17 protein-coding genes are annotated in these 15,565 nt (G+C 72.3%); 7 read left to right on the top strand and 10 right to left on the bottom strand.

The genetic code is table 11. The features are described from left to right. Positions 1–214 precede the first annotated feature (214 nt). Complete coding sequence (locus tag NO900_RS07815; protein ID WP_256408661.1) at positions 215–859, top strand: FAD-dependent oxidoreductase; 645 nt, start codon at positions 215–217, stop codon at positions 857–859. Between the two features lie 341 nt (positions 860–1,200). Here the strand turns inward: NO900_RS07815 and NO900_RS07810 are convergent, their stop codons facing one another. Then, positions 1,201–2,304 (bottom strand): pyridoxal phosphate-dependent aminotransferase, encoded by a 1,104-nt coding sequence (locus tag NO900_RS07810; RefSeq protein WP_256408660.1) that lies wholly within the window; start codon positions 2,302–2,304, stop codon positions 1,201–1,203. A 147-nt stretch (positions 2,305–2,451) separates the two neighbouring features. On the opposite strand from NO900_RS07810, the gene NO900_RS07805 reads away from it, so the two are divergent. Continuing rightward, the gene (locus NO900_RS07805) at positions 2,452–2,964 is read left to right on the top strand and encodes a metal-dependent hydrolase (RefSeq protein WP_256408659.1); all 513 of its coding nucleotides are present in this window, start codon (positions 2,452–2,454) and stop codon (positions 2,962–2,964) included. A gap of 73 nt (positions 2,965–3,037) precedes the next feature. On the opposite strand, the gene NO900_RS07800 is transcribed toward NO900_RS07805, so the two are convergent. After that, a complete protein-coding gene (locus NO900_RS07800; protein ID WP_256408658.1) occupies positions 3,038–3,829 on the bottom strand; it encodes a PHP domain-containing protein in 792 nt (263 codons plus the stop codon). Positions 3,830–4,089: 260 nt separating this feature from the next. On the opposite strand from NO900_RS07800, the gene NO900_RS07795 reads away from it, so the two are divergent. Beyond that, on the top strand, positions 4,090–4,386 hold the full coding sequence (locus tag NO900_RS07795; RefSeq protein WP_256408657.1) for a DUF7565 family protein: 297 nt from the start codon (positions 4,090–4,092) through the stop codon (positions 4,384–4,386). 27 nt (positions 4,387–4,413) lie between these two features. Here the strand turns inward: NO900_RS07795 and rocF are convergent, their stop codons facing one another. Further along, a complete protein-coding gene (gene rocF, locus NO900_RS07790; RefSeq protein WP_256408656.1) occupies positions 4,414–5,322 on the bottom strand; it encodes an arginase in 909 nt (302 codons plus the stop codon). Between the two features lie 104 nt (positions 5,323–5,426). On the opposite strand from rocF, the gene NO900_RS07785 reads away from it, so the two are divergent. Together NO900_RS07785 and NO900_RS07780 are read left to right on the top strand one after the other, a co-directional pair. Beyond that, positions 5,427–5,738, top strand: coding sequence for a hypothetical protein (locus tag NO900_RS07785; protein ID WP_256408914.1), 312 nt, complete (start codon positions 5,427–5,429; stop codon positions 5,736–5,738). Positions 5,739–5,826: 88 nt separating this feature from the next. Then, positions 5,827–6,360 carry an Rrf2 family transcriptional regulator gene (locus NO900_RS07780; protein WP_256408655.1) on the top strand — a complete coding sequence of 178 codons (534 nt, stop codon included), beginning with the start codon at positions 5,827–5,829 and terminating at the stop codon, positions 6,358–6,360. 164 nt (positions 6,361–6,524) lie between these two features. On the opposite strand, the gene NO900_RS07775 is transcribed toward NO900_RS07780, so the two are convergent. The 4 genes from NO900_RS07775 to NO900_RS07760 all read right to left on the bottom strand — a co-directional run bounded on the left by NO900_RS07775 (position 6,525) and on the right by NO900_RS07760 (position 9,826). Continuing rightward, the gene (locus NO900_RS07775) at positions 6,525–7,706 is read right to left on the bottom strand and encodes an NAD(P)/FAD-dependent oxidoreductase (protein WP_256408654.1); all 1,182 of its coding nucleotides are present in this window, start codon (positions 7,704–7,706) and stop codon (positions 6,525–6,527) included. Between the two features lie 80 nt (positions 7,707–7,786). Beyond that, positions 7,787–8,668, bottom strand: a complete 882-nt coding sequence (locus NO900_RS07770) for a nucleoside phosphorylase (protein ID WP_256408653.1) — start codon at positions 8,666–8,668, stop codon at positions 7,787–7,789. 91 nt (positions 8,669–8,759) lie between these two features. Continuing rightward, a complete protein-coding gene (gene cdd, locus NO900_RS07765) occupies positions 8,760–9,161 on the bottom strand; it encodes a cytidine deaminase (protein WP_256408652.1) in 402 nt (133 codons plus the stop codon). A 74-nt stretch (positions 9,162–9,235) separates the two neighbouring features. Then, a complete protein-coding gene (locus NO900_RS07760; RefSeq protein ID WP_256408651.1) occupies positions 9,236–9,826 on the bottom strand; it encodes a GNAT family N-acetyltransferase in 591 nt (196 codons plus the stop codon). 92 nt (positions 9,827–9,918) lie between these two features. Here NO900_RS07760 and NO900_RS07755 point away from each other — a divergent pair, with 92 nt between their 5' ends. Continuing rightward, positions 9,919–10,770 (top strand): SDR family oxidoreductase, encoded by an 852-nt coding sequence (locus NO900_RS07755; RefSeq protein WP_256408650.1) that lies wholly within the window; start codon positions 9,919–9,921, stop codon positions 10,768–10,770. Between the two features lie 84 nt (positions 10,771–10,854). Here the strand turns inward: NO900_RS07755 and NO900_RS07750 are convergent, their stop codons facing one another. Further along, positions 10,855–12,081 carry a pyridoxal-phosphate dependent enzyme gene (locus NO900_RS07750; protein WP_256408649.1) on the bottom strand — a complete coding sequence of 409 codons (1,227 nt, stop codon included), beginning with the start codon at positions 12,079–12,081 and terminating at the stop codon, positions 10,855–10,857. 362 nt (positions 12,082–12,443) lie between these two features. Between NO900_RS07750 and NO900_RS07745 the strand changes: the two genes are divergently transcribed. Further along, on the top strand, positions 12,444–13,802 hold the full coding sequence (locus NO900_RS07745; RefSeq protein ID WP_256408648.1) for an NAD(P)/FAD-dependent oxidoreductase: 1,359 nt from the start codon (positions 12,444–12,446) through the stop codon (positions 13,800–13,802). A 27-nt stretch (positions 13,803–13,829) separates the two neighbouring features. Here NO900_RS07745 and NO900_RS07740 read toward each other — a convergent pair whose 3' ends face one another. Together NO900_RS07740 and NO900_RS07735 are read right to left on the bottom strand one after the other, a co-directional pair. After that, on the bottom strand, positions 13,830–15,002 hold the full coding sequence (locus NO900_RS07740) for a thiamine pyrophosphate-dependent dehydrogenase E1 component subunit alpha (RefSeq protein WP_256408647.1): 1,173 nt from the start codon (positions 15,000–15,002) through the stop codon (positions 13,830–13,832). 22 nt (positions 15,003–15,024) lie between these two features. Further along, positions 15,025–15,507: a hypothetical protein gene (locus tag NO900_RS07735; protein WP_256408646.1), complete on the bottom strand. Its 483-nt coding sequence runs from the start codon at positions 15,505–15,507 to the stop codon at positions 15,025–15,027. Between the last annotated feature and the right edge of the window lie 58 nt (positions 15,508–15,565).

The following is a 15,565-nucleotide window of genomic DNA, read 5'->3' as shown; positions in this document are numbered from 1 at the left end:
TCGCATTGACTTTCGACGTTCGTCGAACTATTGTGGGGGCGTCCGGACGTTCCGGAGTCCGTCCCCGTGTCCGGTCGGCCCGGAGTCCGGATAACTCGAAGTCCGATCGTTCCGGGGTCCGGTCGTCGCGCTCGTCGCGCCTCGCACGCGTTCGACGACGGGCGGCGCCGACGCGGACGGGAACACGTTTGTGTCCGCCGACCGGATCGGGCGTATGGACACGACAGCGACGGTCAGCGCGGTCGAGTCAGTCGGCCGCGACACGTACGCCCTTCGGTTCGACGCGCCCGACGGGTTCGCCGCCGAACCCGGGCAGTTCGTGAAGCTCGGCACGGAGATCGACGGCGAGTCGGTCGCCCGCTTCTACACCCTCTCGTCGCCGACCGTCGGCGACACGTTCGAGGTCACGGTCGGGATCGACCCCGAGGAGGGCGGCGACTTTTCCGGGTTCCTCGCCGGCGCCGAGGCGGGCACGGAGATGACGCTCTCCGGGCCGTTCGGGGACCAGCACTACGACGGCGAGCCGCGCGCGGTCGTCATCGCGGGCGGGCCGGGCGTCGGCCCGGCGGTCGCCATCGCCGAGCGCGCGCTCGACGACGGGGCCGAGGCCGCAGTGGTCTACCGCGACGACGACGTGTCGCACGCCGACCGCTTGGATCGCTTAAAAAAGCGCGGGGCCGCGGTCCACCTCCTCGACGCCGACGAGGCGCTGGACGAGGCGGTCGCCGAGGCGCTGACGGGAAGCGAGGGCGAGACCGTCTTCGTCTACGGCTTCGCCGATCTGGTGGCCGACGCCGAGGCCGCGGTCGAGGCAGCCGGCGGCGACGCCGACGCCGCGAAGGTCGAGAACTTCGGTTAGACGCGGTTCGAGACGTTTCGGCCGTCAATTCGTGAGTGGCTGTCCGTGGATCGACGGTGATGGCCTCCAAAGCCCCAGCCGCGACGACTCGCGCGGCTTGCTGCGCTCCTCGCTCAGTCGCTACCGCTCCTTCGCTGCGGTGCTTGCTGCGCCGTGCTTCGTCCTCGCGGCTGCCCCTTTGAGCCCCACCCGCACAGCACCGCGACCGCACCTCACACCTCCCCAGCCTCGCGGCTCGCTCGGTACTCCCTCCGGTCGCCCTCGCTCGCCGCGTCCCTCGCGCGTGCGATTCGCGCCCTCCGGGCGCTCATCGGCACGCGCCACCGCAATTCGTCTCCGGATCAGTCGCCGAAGTAGTCGGCGAGTCGCTCCGCGGCCTCGACGGCCCGGGGCGTGACGAGGGCGAACCGGATCCACTCGTCGCGCGCGCTGCCGAACGCCTCGCCGGGCATCCCCGCGACCCCGGCCTCGTCGACCAATCGCTTCACGTTCGCCATCGTCCCGGGGAACCCCTCGAAGCGCGCGAGGACGTAGAAGGCGCCCTCGGGGCGGCTGTACTCCGCCCCGGCCGCGTCGAGCGCGTCGGTGAAGGCGTCGACGCGGTCGGCGAGCAGCTCCCGGGCCTCCGCGTAGTAGCCCGGCGGCGTCTCCGCGAGCGCGTGGTGGACCGCGTACTGCGAGGGGCGCGCGCCGGCGACGTTCACGAGCATGTGTCGCGTCTTCGCCTCGCCGACGTGCGCCTCGGGGAAGACCCCGTAGCCGACCCGGAACCCGGTGATCGCCATCGACTTCGAGAAGCCGCTGGTGACGATCACCCGGTCGGAGTCGAGCGTCAGCGCCGACTCGAACTCGCCGGTGAGGTCGAAGTGGTCGTACACCTCGTCGACCATCACGAGGGCGTCGACCGCGTGCGCGATCTCGACGACCTCGCGGACCGCGTCGAGGTCGTATATCGCTCCGGTCGGGTTGTTCGGCGTGTTCAGGGCGATCAGGGCGGTGTCGTCGCTCGCGGCCTCGCGCATCGCCGCGAGGTCGAGGCCGCCGTCGCGCTCGGTCGGGACGAGCGTCGCCTCGCCGCCGAGCATGTCCACCTTCCCCGGGTAGTACGGGTAGACGGGGTCGGTGAGGACCGCCTCGTCGCCCGCGCCGCGCTCGAACGCGCGCGCCATCGCGAGGTAGTTCGCCTCGCCGGTCCCGTTGGTGACGACGACGCGGTCGGCGTCAACGTTCCGGCGCTCGGCGATCGCCTCCCTGAGCTCCGGTAACCCCTCGCTCGGCGGGTACTGGAAGTCGTCGGGCGGGAGGTCGGCGTAGTCGCGGAGCGCCTCTCGAAGCGCGGCCGGCGGCTCCCAGTCGGGGTTGCCGCTCACCATGTCGATGACGTCGCCGTCGGCCGCGGCCGCGTACTGCATCACGTGAAAGAACTTCGGCTCCTCGTACTCCATACGGACCGCTGGGCGGCGTCTCCCGTGGCTCTTTCGACTCCCCGTCTGCGCGTGAGGGATCCGTTCGGCGGTCCGAGCGACGCGCCGACCACCTTCCCGACCGCCGGAATCCGGTGGTTTCACCTACGGCCCCGGCCACGCGGTGGTATGAACAAACGCGGCCACGTCCTCAACGCCCTGCTGCTCGCGATCGGACTCGGCTTCGTCATCGAGCCGAGCCTCGGCGCGGCCACCGCGCGGACCGTCGCCGAGATCACCGTTCCGATCGTGTTGGGGGCGCTGTTCCCCGACGTCGACACCGCCTTCGGCCGCCACCGGAAGACGCTCCACAGCCTCCCGGTGCTCGGGATCTTCCTCGCGTACCCGATCGTGTTCGGGAACCTCCAGTACGTCTGGATCGGCGTGTTGACCCACTACCTCCTCGACGTCGTCGGGAGCCGGCGCGGCATCGCGCTGTTCCACCCCCTGTCCGACAGGGAGTTCGGCCTCCCCTCCGGCGTGACGACGAGCAGCAAGTACGCCGACCTCGTCACGGTGGTCGTCACGGCGGTGGAGCTGGCGGCGTTCTGGGCGCTTCACACCTACGTCGTGACGCTCGACCTAGACGTCTCGGCCGCGACCCGGGCGGCGAGCGAGGCGGCGGCCGGGATCGGGATCTGAGCGGTTTCTGTTCGGTTCGGCGCGGTCCGCTTCGCTTCGGTCCCGTCGGCGTGGTCGCGACGCGGCGACGCCCTCACTTCGGCCGGTAGTCCGACAGCGTCCCGGAGTAGACGCTCACGTCGTTGAACCGCCCCTCGTAGACGACGTTCGTCGGGAGGGTGGGCTCGTCGCCGGAGAGGAACAGGCGGTCGAGCTTCTCCCACGTATTCTCGTAGCCGAGGTGGGCGAACTCCAGGAGCCCGCGGAGCTGATGGCGGACCCCGCCGCGGTGGACCACGGTCCGGGGACGATCCTCGCGGAAGGCGTCGACGACGGCGTCGGCGTCGTCGAGGTCGCCGTCGAACTCGGTCCACGCCTCCCCAACGGTGCCGGGCAGGTGCGCGTACGAGGAGCCGAAGCCGGGCATGTCGGTCACCTCGGCGATCCGCCGCGTCCGGGTGTTCTGGTGCGGAAGGAGCTTGGTGTTGTACGTCTCGACCGCGGCGAGTCGCTCGGCGTGGGCCGCGATCTCCGGTCGGGTGAGCGAGATGGTGGCGAAGCCGGGATGCGGGACGAGCACGGCGGCGTCCTGCCGATCGAACTCGGCCATCGCCGCCTCGAAGGTGATGTAGTCGGGCACGGGGTCCTCCAGGCCGAGGACGAGGAGGTGCCGGCGGTTCCCCCAGTCGCCGGTAAACACCTCTCGGGCGGGGACGACCGTCAGGTCGTCGTCGGCGTACCGGGCCGCGCGCTCCCGGACCGTCGTCAGCCGGGTGAAGTGCGGCGCGTAGACGAGCGCGTCGATCCCCCGCTCCTTCGCGAGGGCCACGACGTCGTCGTCGAGCACCTTCACGTGGGCGTCGACGCGCGTTCTCGATCGGGTCACGGTACCGGACGGTGTGCGTCCCCGAGCAAAGGCGTATCGTTTGACTCCGAGGGGATCCGGGTCCGGCGACGGCGGACGCGTCGGACGCCGGCGGTCGCGGCCGCCGTCCCGGCGCGCCCCGACGCTCTCCCCCACCGCCGCGCGGGGGTCTCGTGAGCGTACCGAACGGGACCACGCGAGGGAACGACTGAACGAACGGAGTGAGTGAAGGAAGACTCGCGGGGGAAACGGTTAATCCCCCGCGGGCGAGACGGGGAATCATGCCCCGCTGGACGTGCGGAATCGACGGCTGCGACGCCGCCTTCGACGACGTGGAGTCGGCCATCGTCCACCAGACCGACGGCCACCAGCGCCACGAGTGCAAGGTGTGCGGCACGATCGTCCCGGACGGCTACTTCGCGATCCGGCACGCGTTCGACGAGCACACCCGCGCCGAGTTCGTCCGCGCGTACGACGCCGACTCCGCGGCGGTCCGCCGCCGCGAGGAGATCAAGCGGGAGGTCGAACGGGAGGCCGACCTCCAGCGCGTCGTCGACGAGCTCGACCGCGGCGTCTGAGCGGCGCCCCCCTCGCTCCGCCGGCCCTCACCACAGCACCCGCTTTCCGAACGCGCTCGCCGCCAGCTCCGTCGCGAGCTCGGCCGTCTCGTTGTGCTGGTCGAGCGTCGGGTTCACCTCGACCAGCTCCATCGACTGGAGCGAGTCGGCGTCGTCGACGATCTCCATCGCGCTGTGGGCCTCCCGGTAGGTGACCCCGCCGCGGACGGGCGTCCCCACCCCGGGCGCCTCGTTGGGGTCGAGCCAGTCGAGGTCGAGGCTGACGTGGACGCCGTCGACGCCGTCGCCCGCGGTCGCCATCGCCTCCTCGGTGACCTCGGTGATCCCGCGCTCGTCGATGTCGGACATCGTGTACGCCGCGAAGCCGCGCTCGCGGAGGACCTCGACCTCCGACTCGTCGACGGAGCGCAGGCCGACGAGCGCGACGTTCTCCGGCGAGAGCCCGGGCGCGTTCGCCCACTCCGACCCCGCGAACTCGTCGAGGCCGAGCGCGGCCGCCAGCGGCATCCCGTGGACGTTCCCCGAGGGAGTCGTCGAGGGCGTGTTGAGGTCGGCGTGGGCGTCGAACCACACCGCGCCGACGTCGGCGTCCCGCGCGGAGCCCGCGAGCGAGCCGATGGCGATCGAGTGGTCGCCGCCGAGCGCGAGCGGGACCGCGCCGTCGGCGAGCGTCCCGCTCACTTCGTCCGCGAGGCGCCGACAGACGTCGGCCGTCTCCCGGAGGAACTTCGCCTTCCCCGCGCTCGGCGCGTCCGCGTCGGGGTCGCGCTCCTCGGCGCGCGGGACCGCGAGGTCGCCCGCGTCGACGACGCCGACGCCCGCGCTCGCGAGCTGGTCGGCGAGCCCGCCGTATCGGATGGCCGACGGCCCCATATCCACGCCGCGTCGGTTCGCCCCGTAGTCGGTCGGCGCGCCGATGATCCTGACGGTGGTCATACCAGCCCGCGCGACGCCCCGACGCTTGAATGGTGCGGTCCCGCGGTGGCGACCGATCGGACGCGATCGCACACGGTTTTGCCGCCGCGCCCCGATTGGCCGGTATGAGCGGTTCAGACGGCGGCTCCGGTCCCGTCGATGACGACGCCGGTCCCGACGAGGACACTGACGACGACGACCTCGGCGCGGGCGACGCGCCCCCGGAGTTCGATCCCGCCGACGTCGCCGGCAGCGACGTCGAACCGGTCGGCGCCATGATCGCGGTCGCCTTCACCGGGGCCGTGATCGGGCTCGTCGGCGCCGGGGTCGCGCTGTTCGTCAGCGACCTCGGGCTGGCCCTGATCGGCGTCGGCGTCGCCGTCGCGCTCTCCAGTCCCCTCGCGTACGTCCGGCTCCGCCGGCGATACGGAGGGTAGCCGTCGACGGCGGCGAACGCGGAATCCGCGCGATCGTTTATAACGGCCTTCCATCGCATTTAAGCGGTGCGGCCATCTATTCGCGTCCATGTCATCGATCGAGCTCACATCCAGTCAGAAAAGCATCCTCACGGCCCTCATCAACCTGTACGGGGAACAGGAGGACGCCGTCAAGGGCGAGGCGATCGCCGAGGAGGTCGACCGCAACCCCGGCACGATCCGCAACCAGATGCAGAGCCTGAAGGCCCTCCAGCTGGTCGAGGGCGTCCCCGGCCCGAAGGGCGGCTACAAGCCCACCTCGAACGCCTACGAGGCGCTCGACATCCAGCGCATGGACGAGCCCGCGGACGTCCCCATCTTCCACGAGGGCGAGGAGGTAACGGGCGTCAACGTCGACGGGATCGACCTCTCCAGCGTCCACCACCCGGAGCTCTGCCGCGCCGAGATCCACGTTCAGGGCTCCGTCCGGGACTTCCACGAGGGCGACTCCGTCACCGTCGGTCCGACGCCGCTCTCGAAGCTCGTCATCGACGGGACGGTCGACGGGAAAGACGACACCGCGAACATCCTCATCCTCCGGATCGACGACATGCGCGCCCCCGACGAGCCCGCCGAACACTGACCGCTCGCCGCCGACGCCGACCCCTCTCCCTTCCTCTCTCCTCGCCTCTCTTCTCATTCGGCCGCCGAGAGCCAGAGGTCCGCCGAGAGCCCGGGCGCCGTCGCTGCCGAATCCAACCCTCGCGAGCGCGAAAAGCCGCTTCGACCGCGTCGTACGCGCCGGCCCTACATGTCGCCGAACGCGCTCACGCCGCGCCCGGCCGAGGAGACCTTCGCGATCCACCGCACCGCGATGGACTTCTTCAGGAGCTTCGCCGGGGTGCCGCCGAACGTCTTGATCGGCATCCCGATCACGTCGTGGGCGACCGCCTCCTCGCCGACCGAGATGACGGTCCCCTTGTCCTTGTGTTCCCACGACTGGAGCGGCGCGCCGCGGGCGGCCCGCGCGAGGTTCTCGCCGGCGACCTCGGCGGCCTGCCAGGCGGCCTGCGCGGTCGGCGGCGCCACCTCGTCGTCGCCCTGCTCGACGAGGGCGGTGTCGCCGATGGCGAACACGCGGTCGTCGCTGGTCGCGAAGTCGGCGGCGGCGTGGACGCGGTTCGAGCGCTCGTCCTTCTCGACGTCGACGTTCTCCAGCTCCGGCTGGCCCGTGATGCCGCCGGTCCACACGAGGACGTCGTGGGGGAGCTCCTCGGGCTCCTCTCCGTCGCCGCCGCCGAGGTAGACCGCGTCCTCGTCGGCCTCCGAGATGAAGTCGCCCGTCAGGATCTCCACGTCGGCGTCCTCCAGCCGCTGGCGGAGCGCGCCCTGGAGCTGCGGGTCGTTGCCGGGGAAGACCTCGTCGAGCCCCTCGACGAGCGTGATCTCGATCGGGGCGCGGTGCTTGTCGCGGTACTCCGCGACCTCGCCCGCGGTCTGGATGCCGGAGAGCCCGGCGCCGCCGACGACCACTTCGGCGGGGTCGGAGCGGGTCGCGTCGGCCGCGGCCGACCGCACGTCCTCGTGGATCGCCTTCGCGTCGTCGAGGCCCTTGAGCTGGTGGGCGTGCTCTTCTAGGCCGTCGATGCCGAAGAAGGCGGTCGTGGAGCCGACGCCCAGGAGGAGGTAGTCGTAGTCGACGGTCGTCCCGTCGTCGGTCTCGACGACGCGCTCGTCCGTGTCGACGTCGACGACGCGGCCCTGCACGAAGTCGGACTCGGGCGACTTGATCTCGTCGACGGGGATCGTGATCTTGTCCGCGACCGCGGGGTTGCGGATGGCGCGGTGGACCTCGTGGAGGACGAGGTGGTAGTCGTGCTCCGAGATCCACGTGAGTTCCGCCTCGCCCTCGCCGACCTCGTCTTCGAACGCCTTCACCGCCCCTGCGCCGGCGTACCCGGAGCCGACGACGACGACCTGTGTACTCATGCCTGCCGCTCCGCGGTGCGCGGGTAAAGTCGCTTTGGAACGTCCGTGACGGCGGCGGAGACCGGCGGACCGCTTCCGGTCTACAGCGAGAGCCCGGCGTGCCAGCGGTCGGCGCCCGCCTCCCGCTTGACCTCGTCCATCCGCGCGAGGAGCTTCACGGCGAGGCTCGCGGCCTCGGCCGCGCGCGACTCGCCCTCCGTCCGGAACTCCCCGGTCACGCGGTTCGCGTAGACGGAACAGACCGCGCCGGCGCGGAGCCCGTAGACGTTCGCGATCGTGAGGATCGCCGACGCCTCCATCTCGATGTTCTTCACGTTCGCCTCCCGCAGCTCCGCGACCAGCTCGTCGGAGCCCGCCGCCTCGAACCCCTCGAAGCCGGGGCGGCCCTGCCCGGCGTAGAAGGAGTCGGCGCTCATCGTCACGCCGGTGTGGTAGTCGTACCCCAGCCGCTCCGCGGCGGCGACGAGCGCCGAGACGACCTCGCCGTCGGCGGCCGCCGGGTAGTCCTCGCGCACGTACTCGTCGCTCGTCCCCTCCTGGCGGACCGCGCCCGTCGTGATCACGAGGTCGCCCACCTCCATCCCGGGCTGGATCGCGCCGCAGGACCCGACCCGGATGAACGTGTCGACGCCGACCCTCGCGAGCTCCTCGACCGCGATGGCGGCCGACGGGGAGCCGATCCCGGTGGAGGTCACGGAGATCGGCGCGTCCCCGTAGGTCCCGGTCGCGGTGCGGTACTCGCGGTGGTGCGCGACCGCCTCGTAGTCGTCCCACAGCGCGGTGACCTTGTCGACGCGCTCGGGGTCGCCGGGGAGGAGCACCGCGTCCGCGACGTCGCCGGGCCCCACTTTGACGTGGTACTGGACGTCGTCGTTGGGGTCCTCGCTGTCGCCGCCCGCGGCGCCGTCGGGGTCGGCGCCGCCGTCGCCGGCGGTCTCGTGGGGGGCCTCGTCGTCGGTCATGTCTCCGCCCTTCGGCGAGCCGTTTCAAAGGGGTTCCGCCTCGCGGCCGTCCGTCGGAGATCCCCGGTCGTTCGGCGGGCCCCTCCCGCCCTCAGGCCCCCCTCGCGTCGTCGAGCGTGCCCTCGGAGATGGTGTTGGGGAGCAGCTCGCCCAGCGTGTACTCGCTGGTCTCGCCGCCGCCCTCGTCGCAGACGACGACGAGGTCGTCGGCCGCGAACTCGGCGAGCGTCTGCCGGCACATCCCGCAGGGGGTGACGCCGTCGCGGACGCCGGAGGCGACGGCGATGCGGTCGAACTCGCGGTGGCCGTCCTTCACCGCCTCCGCGAGCGCGACCTCCTCGGCGTGGAGGCTGTTGGAGTAGTTCGCGTTCTCGATGTTACAGCCCGTGTAAACCGTGCCGTCGGCGGTCCGGAGCGCGGCGCCGACGCGGTACTCGGAGTACGGGACGTGCGCGTCGTCGAGCGCGTCGCGCGCGGCCTCGATCAGGTCCATACCCGGCCGTCGGTCGGCGGGGCGATAAGCGCCGGGGTCGCGGGGGCGGGTCGCGCGCCGGGTCCCACTCGGCCTCAGCGTCCGGTGTCGTACTTGTACGTGGCCGACTCGGGATCGATCCCGAAGTCCTCCGGCGACTCCGTCGTCTCCTCTTCGGCGGCCGCCGCCGGCTCGGCCTCCTTGAACGCCTCGCGGAACCGGTCGGGCATCTCGAACTCGTCGACCGGGAGCCGCAGGCCGACGACGCCCCCGCCGAGGAACTCGCGCTTCTCGTCGAGCCGGTCGGAGAGCGCCGGCGGGAGCGCGTCGGTGTCGACCGCCTCGAAGCCGAACTGGGTCAGGTAGTCGGGCTGGTCGGTGAGCACGTACACCGTCTCGAACCCGTCCGCGGCCGCGGTGTCGACGAGGCGCTCGACCACGTGCGCGCCGACGCCCCGGCCGCGCCACTCGGGGAGCACGCCGATCCCGGTGAGCTCGATCCGGTTCTCCTCGCCCTCGTCGCCGCGGTGCAGGCGCAGCCGGCCGAACCCGGCCCGGTCGCCCGACTCCTGGTCGACCGCGATCACGTAGTCCCGTGACCGGAAGGCGACGTCGTCGAGCCCGAGCCGCTCGATCGCGTCCAGTAACCACGCCTCGTCACGGTTCTTGGCGTCGCGGACGTACATGTCCGCACGTACGCGGGCCGACGTAAAAACGGTTCCCTGGGTCGCGCGGCCTCGACACGGGGAACTATACGCCGGTCGGCCGGATCGGAGCCATGGCACTCGCGGCCCCCGACCTCGCCGGCTCGACGGCCTTTATCACCGGAGCCACTCGCGGCATCGGCAAGCGGATCGCGCTCGCTCTCGCCGATCACGGCTGTAACGTCGTCTCGACGGGTAAGACGACGGACGCCGACGACTCCGAGCTGGAGGGGTCGGTCGAGCAGACGGCCCGCGAGGTGCGCGAGCGCGGGCCGGAGGCGCTCGCGCTCGAACTCGACCTCCGGGACGAGGACCGCGTCGAGGCCGTCGTCGAGGAGTCGATCGACCGGTTCGGCGAGGTCGACGTCGTGATCAACAACGCGAGCGCGATCCAGCTGGCGGATATCGCCGACCTGCCGGCCGACCGCTTCGACCTCCTGACCGACGTGAACGTCCGGGGGACCCACCTCGTCGCGCACGCGTTCGCCGACCACCTCGCGGGCCTCGACGGGGCGTGGCTGCTGACGAACGCGCCCCCGGTCACGACCGACCGGTCGCCGGGGAAGGCGCCGTACGCGTGGTCGAAGCTCGGGATGTCGTTCGTCACGCTCTCGCTCGCCGAGGAGCTGGCCGGCGACGACGTGGGCTGTAACACCTTCTGGCCGGTGACGACGATCGACACCCGCGCGACGCGCTACTTCGGGCTCGGGACCGAGGACGACTGGCGCACCCCCGAGGTCGTCTCCGACGCGGTGCTCGAAATCCTCGCTCGCGATCCGGCGGAGTGTACGGGTAACAGCTTCTACGACGAGGAGCTGCTCCGCGAGGCGGGCGTCACCGACTTCTCCGGGTACAACCTCACCGAGGGCGACCCGGCGCCGATGTCGGCGCGGCTGTTCGACCCGGAGTTCGAACGGCGGCCCTGATCCCCGGCGGCCCTGATTCTCGGCGGCGCTCGCCGGCGAGGAGTGCCGTCGGCGATGAGGAGACCGGACGGCGTCGACCGCGGCTCAGATCCCCTGTCCCATCAGGTGGCTGCGGAGCACGTCCGGCGTCTTGAGCCCGGCGTCGCTGTTGATCAGGACGACCGTCTCCGTTCCGTCGAAGAACCCCTCCTCCTTGAGCGCCCACGCGCCGGCCGGAGCAGCGCCGCCGGTGGCGCCCATCTCCATCACCTCGTTCTGCGCGACGGCGACCGCGCTCGCGAGCACGTCCTCGTCCTCGACGCCCACGGCGGTCCCCCCGCTCTCCGCGACCGCCTCGACCGCGGCCGCGCCCCCCGCGGGGTCGGCGATCTCCAGTTCGCCGCAGATCGTGTCCGGCGTCTCCCACGGCTCCGGCTCGTCGAGGCCGCGCTCGACCGCCGCCGCGATCGGCGCGCAGCCCGCCGCCTGCGCGGCGACGATCCGCGGGACCGCGCCGATCGCGCCGACCCGCTCCAGCTCGGTGAACCCCTTGTGAACGCCGGCGATCACCTCGCCGGACCCGGTCGGGACGACGACGACGTCTGGGGCCTCGCCGAGGTCGGCGACGAGCTCGAACGCGAGCGTCTTCACGCCGTCGTGGCGGTACGGCGTCGCGAACTCGCCGAGGTCGGTGTACTCTGTCTCCAGCTGCTCGTCGACCGCCGCGGCCGCGTCCGGGAACCGTCCGCCGACCACGCGCATGTCCCCGCCGTGGACGTTCGTCATCGCCTTGTTCGAGAAGGCGCACCGGGAGGGCACGAACGCGTACGAGCGCAGGTCGGCCCGCCCCGCGTACGCCGCCATCGACTGCCCGGCGTTGCCCGGGCTCGCGCACGCGAGCGGCTCGACGTCGGCACCCTCAGACGCCCGCGCCGCGACCGCGGTGAGCGCGACCGAGAGCCCGCGGTCGAGCACCGTTCCGGTGGGATTCCGTCCCTCATCTTTGACATACACCGACTCTACGCCGAGCACGTCCGCGAGCCGCTCCGTCGGGACCAGCGGCGTGGCGCCCTCGCCCGCCGAGAGCGCCGTCCCGGCCGGGAACGGGAGCAGCGCGTCGAAGCGCCAGTGGCCGCGGCCCGCCCCCGCCGGTCCGTCGCGCGGCCCCGCCAGCAGCGCCTCCGGGTCGACCGCGTCGTAGTCGTAGGCGGGGTCGAGCCCCCGCGCCTGTTCCTCGGCCGACACCGCCGTCGGGTCGGCCGTCTCGTGGACGCGCCCCGACGCGCGACTCTCCAGCCCGCGGAACGCCGTCGTCGTCTCCGTCGACTCCATACGAACCCTTGCGGCGGCGGCGACTAATCGCTTCTCACTCCCGGATGCGGTGGCGCGCCGGTGAGCGGTCGCCATCGGCGACCGCGAACCGTCCGCGAGGGAGTCAGTCGCCGGAGCGAAGCGGAGGCGACTGACGAGGGTGGGGAGGTGTGAGGCTGCGGTGCCGCGCTGCGCGGGGTGGGACTCGAAGGGGCAGCCGCGGGGAGGCCGTAGGCGACGCCAAGCACCGCAGCGAAGGTACGGAGTGACCGAGCGAGGAGCGCAGCGAGCGTACGGCCTCCCCGCGGCTGGGGCTTCGGGCTGGTCACCGCGACGGACCCGACTCGCAGGCGCTTATAAACCCACAACTCGATACCTCACGTATGACCGGAGACGTCACCGTCGTCGGCGGCGGGCTCGCGGGGCTCGTCGCGGCGAGCCGGCTGGCCGAGGCGGGCGCGGACGTGACGCTGTACGAGCGACGCCCCGAAGTCGGCGGGCGCGTGCGGAGCGAGACGGTCGACGGCTTCACGCTCGACCGCGGCTTCCAGGTGCTGTTCACGAGCTACCCGGCGGTCGAGCGCGAGCTCGACGCCGGCGAGCTCGACACCGGCGAGCTCGACGCCGGCGGGCTCGACGCCGACGGCCTCGACCTCCGGACGTTCGCGCCGGGCGCGACCATCTGCCGGCCGGGGTCGCGCTCGACGCTCTCGGACCCGCTTCGCGACCCTCGCGGCGCGATCCCCTCGCTCCTGAACGACGAGGTGTCGTTCTCCGACAAGCTCCGGACGCTCGCGCTGCGGTACGACCTCTCGAAGCGCGACGAGGACGACTTCTTCGCCGGACGGGACGCCCCGATCCGCGAGTACCTGCGGGACTGGGGGTTCGCCGACGACTACGTCGAGCACTTCGTGGAGCCGTTCTACGGCGGGATCACGCTCGACCGGAGCCTCGCGACCTCGAAGGCGGTGTTCGAGTACACGTTCCGCGCGATGAGCCGCGGCGGCATCGGCGTCCCCGCCGAGGGGATGGCCGCGATCCCCGAGGCGCTCGCCGCCCGCGCCCGGGAGGCCGGCGTCGACATCGAGACGGGCGAGGACGTGGAGTCGGTTCGAATCGCGAGACAAGGGCGGATCCCGTTCCGGACCGGGAGCGGCGACGCCGAGGGCGCCACCGTCGAACTCGCCGACGGTTCGACGCGCGAGGCCGACGCGGTCGTCGTCGCGGCGACCCCGCCCGAGGCCCGGCGCCTCACGGGCGTCGGGTCGATCCCGACCGAGGGCGTGCCGAACGTCACCGGCTGGTACGCGCTCCCCGCCGGGGAGTCGTTCGAGACCGGCGGGCGGATACTGCTCAACGCCGCGACCGAGTCGCCGAACGCCGTGGTCCCGATGTCCGAGGTCGCGCCCGAGTACGCCCCCGACGACCGTGCGCTGCTCGCGGCGACGTTCCTCGGCGAGGGGTCGCTGGACCGCCCCGCCGACGCGCTCCGCGACGACGTCCGCGACGCGCTGGAAGCGTGGTTCCCCGAGCGCGCCTTCGAGGGACTGGAGACGCTCGACGTCCACCGGCTCCGGTTCGCGCAGTTCGCGCAGCCGCCGGGCGTCCACGCCGACCTCCCGGACCCGGACGACCCCGAGGGACCCGTCGTCCTCGCCGGCGACTACACGGAGTGGTCGTCGATCCAGGGCGCGCTGGAGAGCGGCAGGCGGGCGGCCGCCGCGGCCGGTGAGCACCTGTAGCCGCCGCGGGACGCTCCCCGAGCGCCCCTACTCCTCCCGCCGGAACGACGCCTCCCCGTGCTCGTCGACCGCCGCGAGCAGCTCGTCGCGTTGGCGCCGAATTTCGGGCGGGAGCTCGGCGTACGCGTGGTCGAACATGTCGCTCGGGTCGGCCTCGACCGACTCCGCGACGTCGATCGCGTCGGCGACGACCTCGTCCGCCGCGTCGTGGATCGCCGCGACCCCCTCGTCGTCGATCCGCCCGGTCTCCCGCAGGAAGCCCTCCATGCGGTCGAGCGGGTCGAGCGCGCGCCACGGGTCCACGTCGTCGGGGTCGCGGTAGGCGGTCGGGTCGTCGGCGGTGGTGTGCGCGCCGAACCGGTACTCGACGAACTCGACGAGGACCGGACGGGCGGTGTCACCGTCCGACGCGTCGCCCCGCGCCCGCTCGGCCGCCTCCCGCGTGACCGCGTAGCTCGCGAGGGGGTCCATCCCGTCGACGCGGACGCCCTCGAAGCCGTAGGCGGCCGCCTTCTCCGCGAAGGTGTCGCTCGCGGTCTGGCGCGACTCGGGGATCGAGATCGCCCAGCCGTTGTTGTGACAGCAGAAGAGGGTCGGCGTGTCGAAGACGCCGGCGAAGTTCATCGCCTCGTGGAAGTCGCCCTCGCTCGTCGCGCCGTCGCCGAAGTGCGCGGCGACCACGCGGTCCTCGTCTCGGTAGTCGAACGCCCAGGCGGCGCCGACCGCGTGCGGGAGGTGCGCCGCGATCCCGATGTTCAGCGGGAAGACGTTGCCGTCGGCGATCGCCTCGGTCCCGGACTCGTGGCCCATCCAGTAGGGGAGGTACGCCGAGAGCAGGTCGCGGACGACGACCGCGCCGTGTTCGCGGTACTGGTAGCTGATCAGGTCGCGGTCGGCGAGCGCGTGGGTCGACCCGACCGCCGACCCCTCCTGCCCGGCGCAGGGCGCGTACGTCCCGATCCGCCCCTGTCGCTGGAGGCTCACCGCGCGCTCGTCGAAGCGGCGCGTGGTGACCAGGTCGCGGTAGATCGCGCGGAACCGCTCGTCGGAGAGGTCCGGGACCGTCGCGTCCGGCAGGGGACCGCCGTCCGGCCCGAGCACCCTGAAGACGTCCGCGTCCGCGAGCGGATCGGTCGCGTCCTCGCGCCCGTGCGCGGCGGCGTCCGCCGGCGCGTTCGCGCCGGTACCGTTCTCGTCCATACGCGATCGGTGTGCGCGCCGATCACAAGGAGTTAGCGGTCGCGGCGGCCGCCGACCGCTCCCGACTCCGGCGACGGACGAACGCGAAGGGGAGCCCGACGAGGACGCCCGCGACGGCGACCGCGCCGAACACGAACCCGACGAGCAGCGGGACGGGACCGGCGGTCAGCATCTCGACGCTCCAGACGGACGCGAACCGAGCGGTCCAGAAGCCCCCGGTGACGAGCGCGCTGACCAGCCCGAACGCGGCCCCGCGGAGGTACGTGACGGTCCCCGGCCGCTCGACGAGCGCCCACCAGACGCTCGCGCCGGCGACGAGCGCCGGGGCCGCGAGGAGCGGCATCGCGAAGGCGGTCGGGAGCCCGATCACCTCCGCGAACAGGCCGAGCGCGCTGGAGAGCAGGACCGCCGTGAGGGTCGCACAGCCGAACGCGTAGCCGCCGGCGAGCAGCGCCCACCGCTGCGACGACGAGAGCCTCGACTCGGATCCGAGCGAATCGCCCATACCCGGGGCTCGCGGGCCGGGGGGAAAGCGTTTGGCGTGGGTGAAACGCGGATTTGAG

Source organism: Halorubrum rutilum (assembly GCF_024494565.1).
This window is presented reverse-complemented; position numbering and strand designations above follow the sequence as displayed.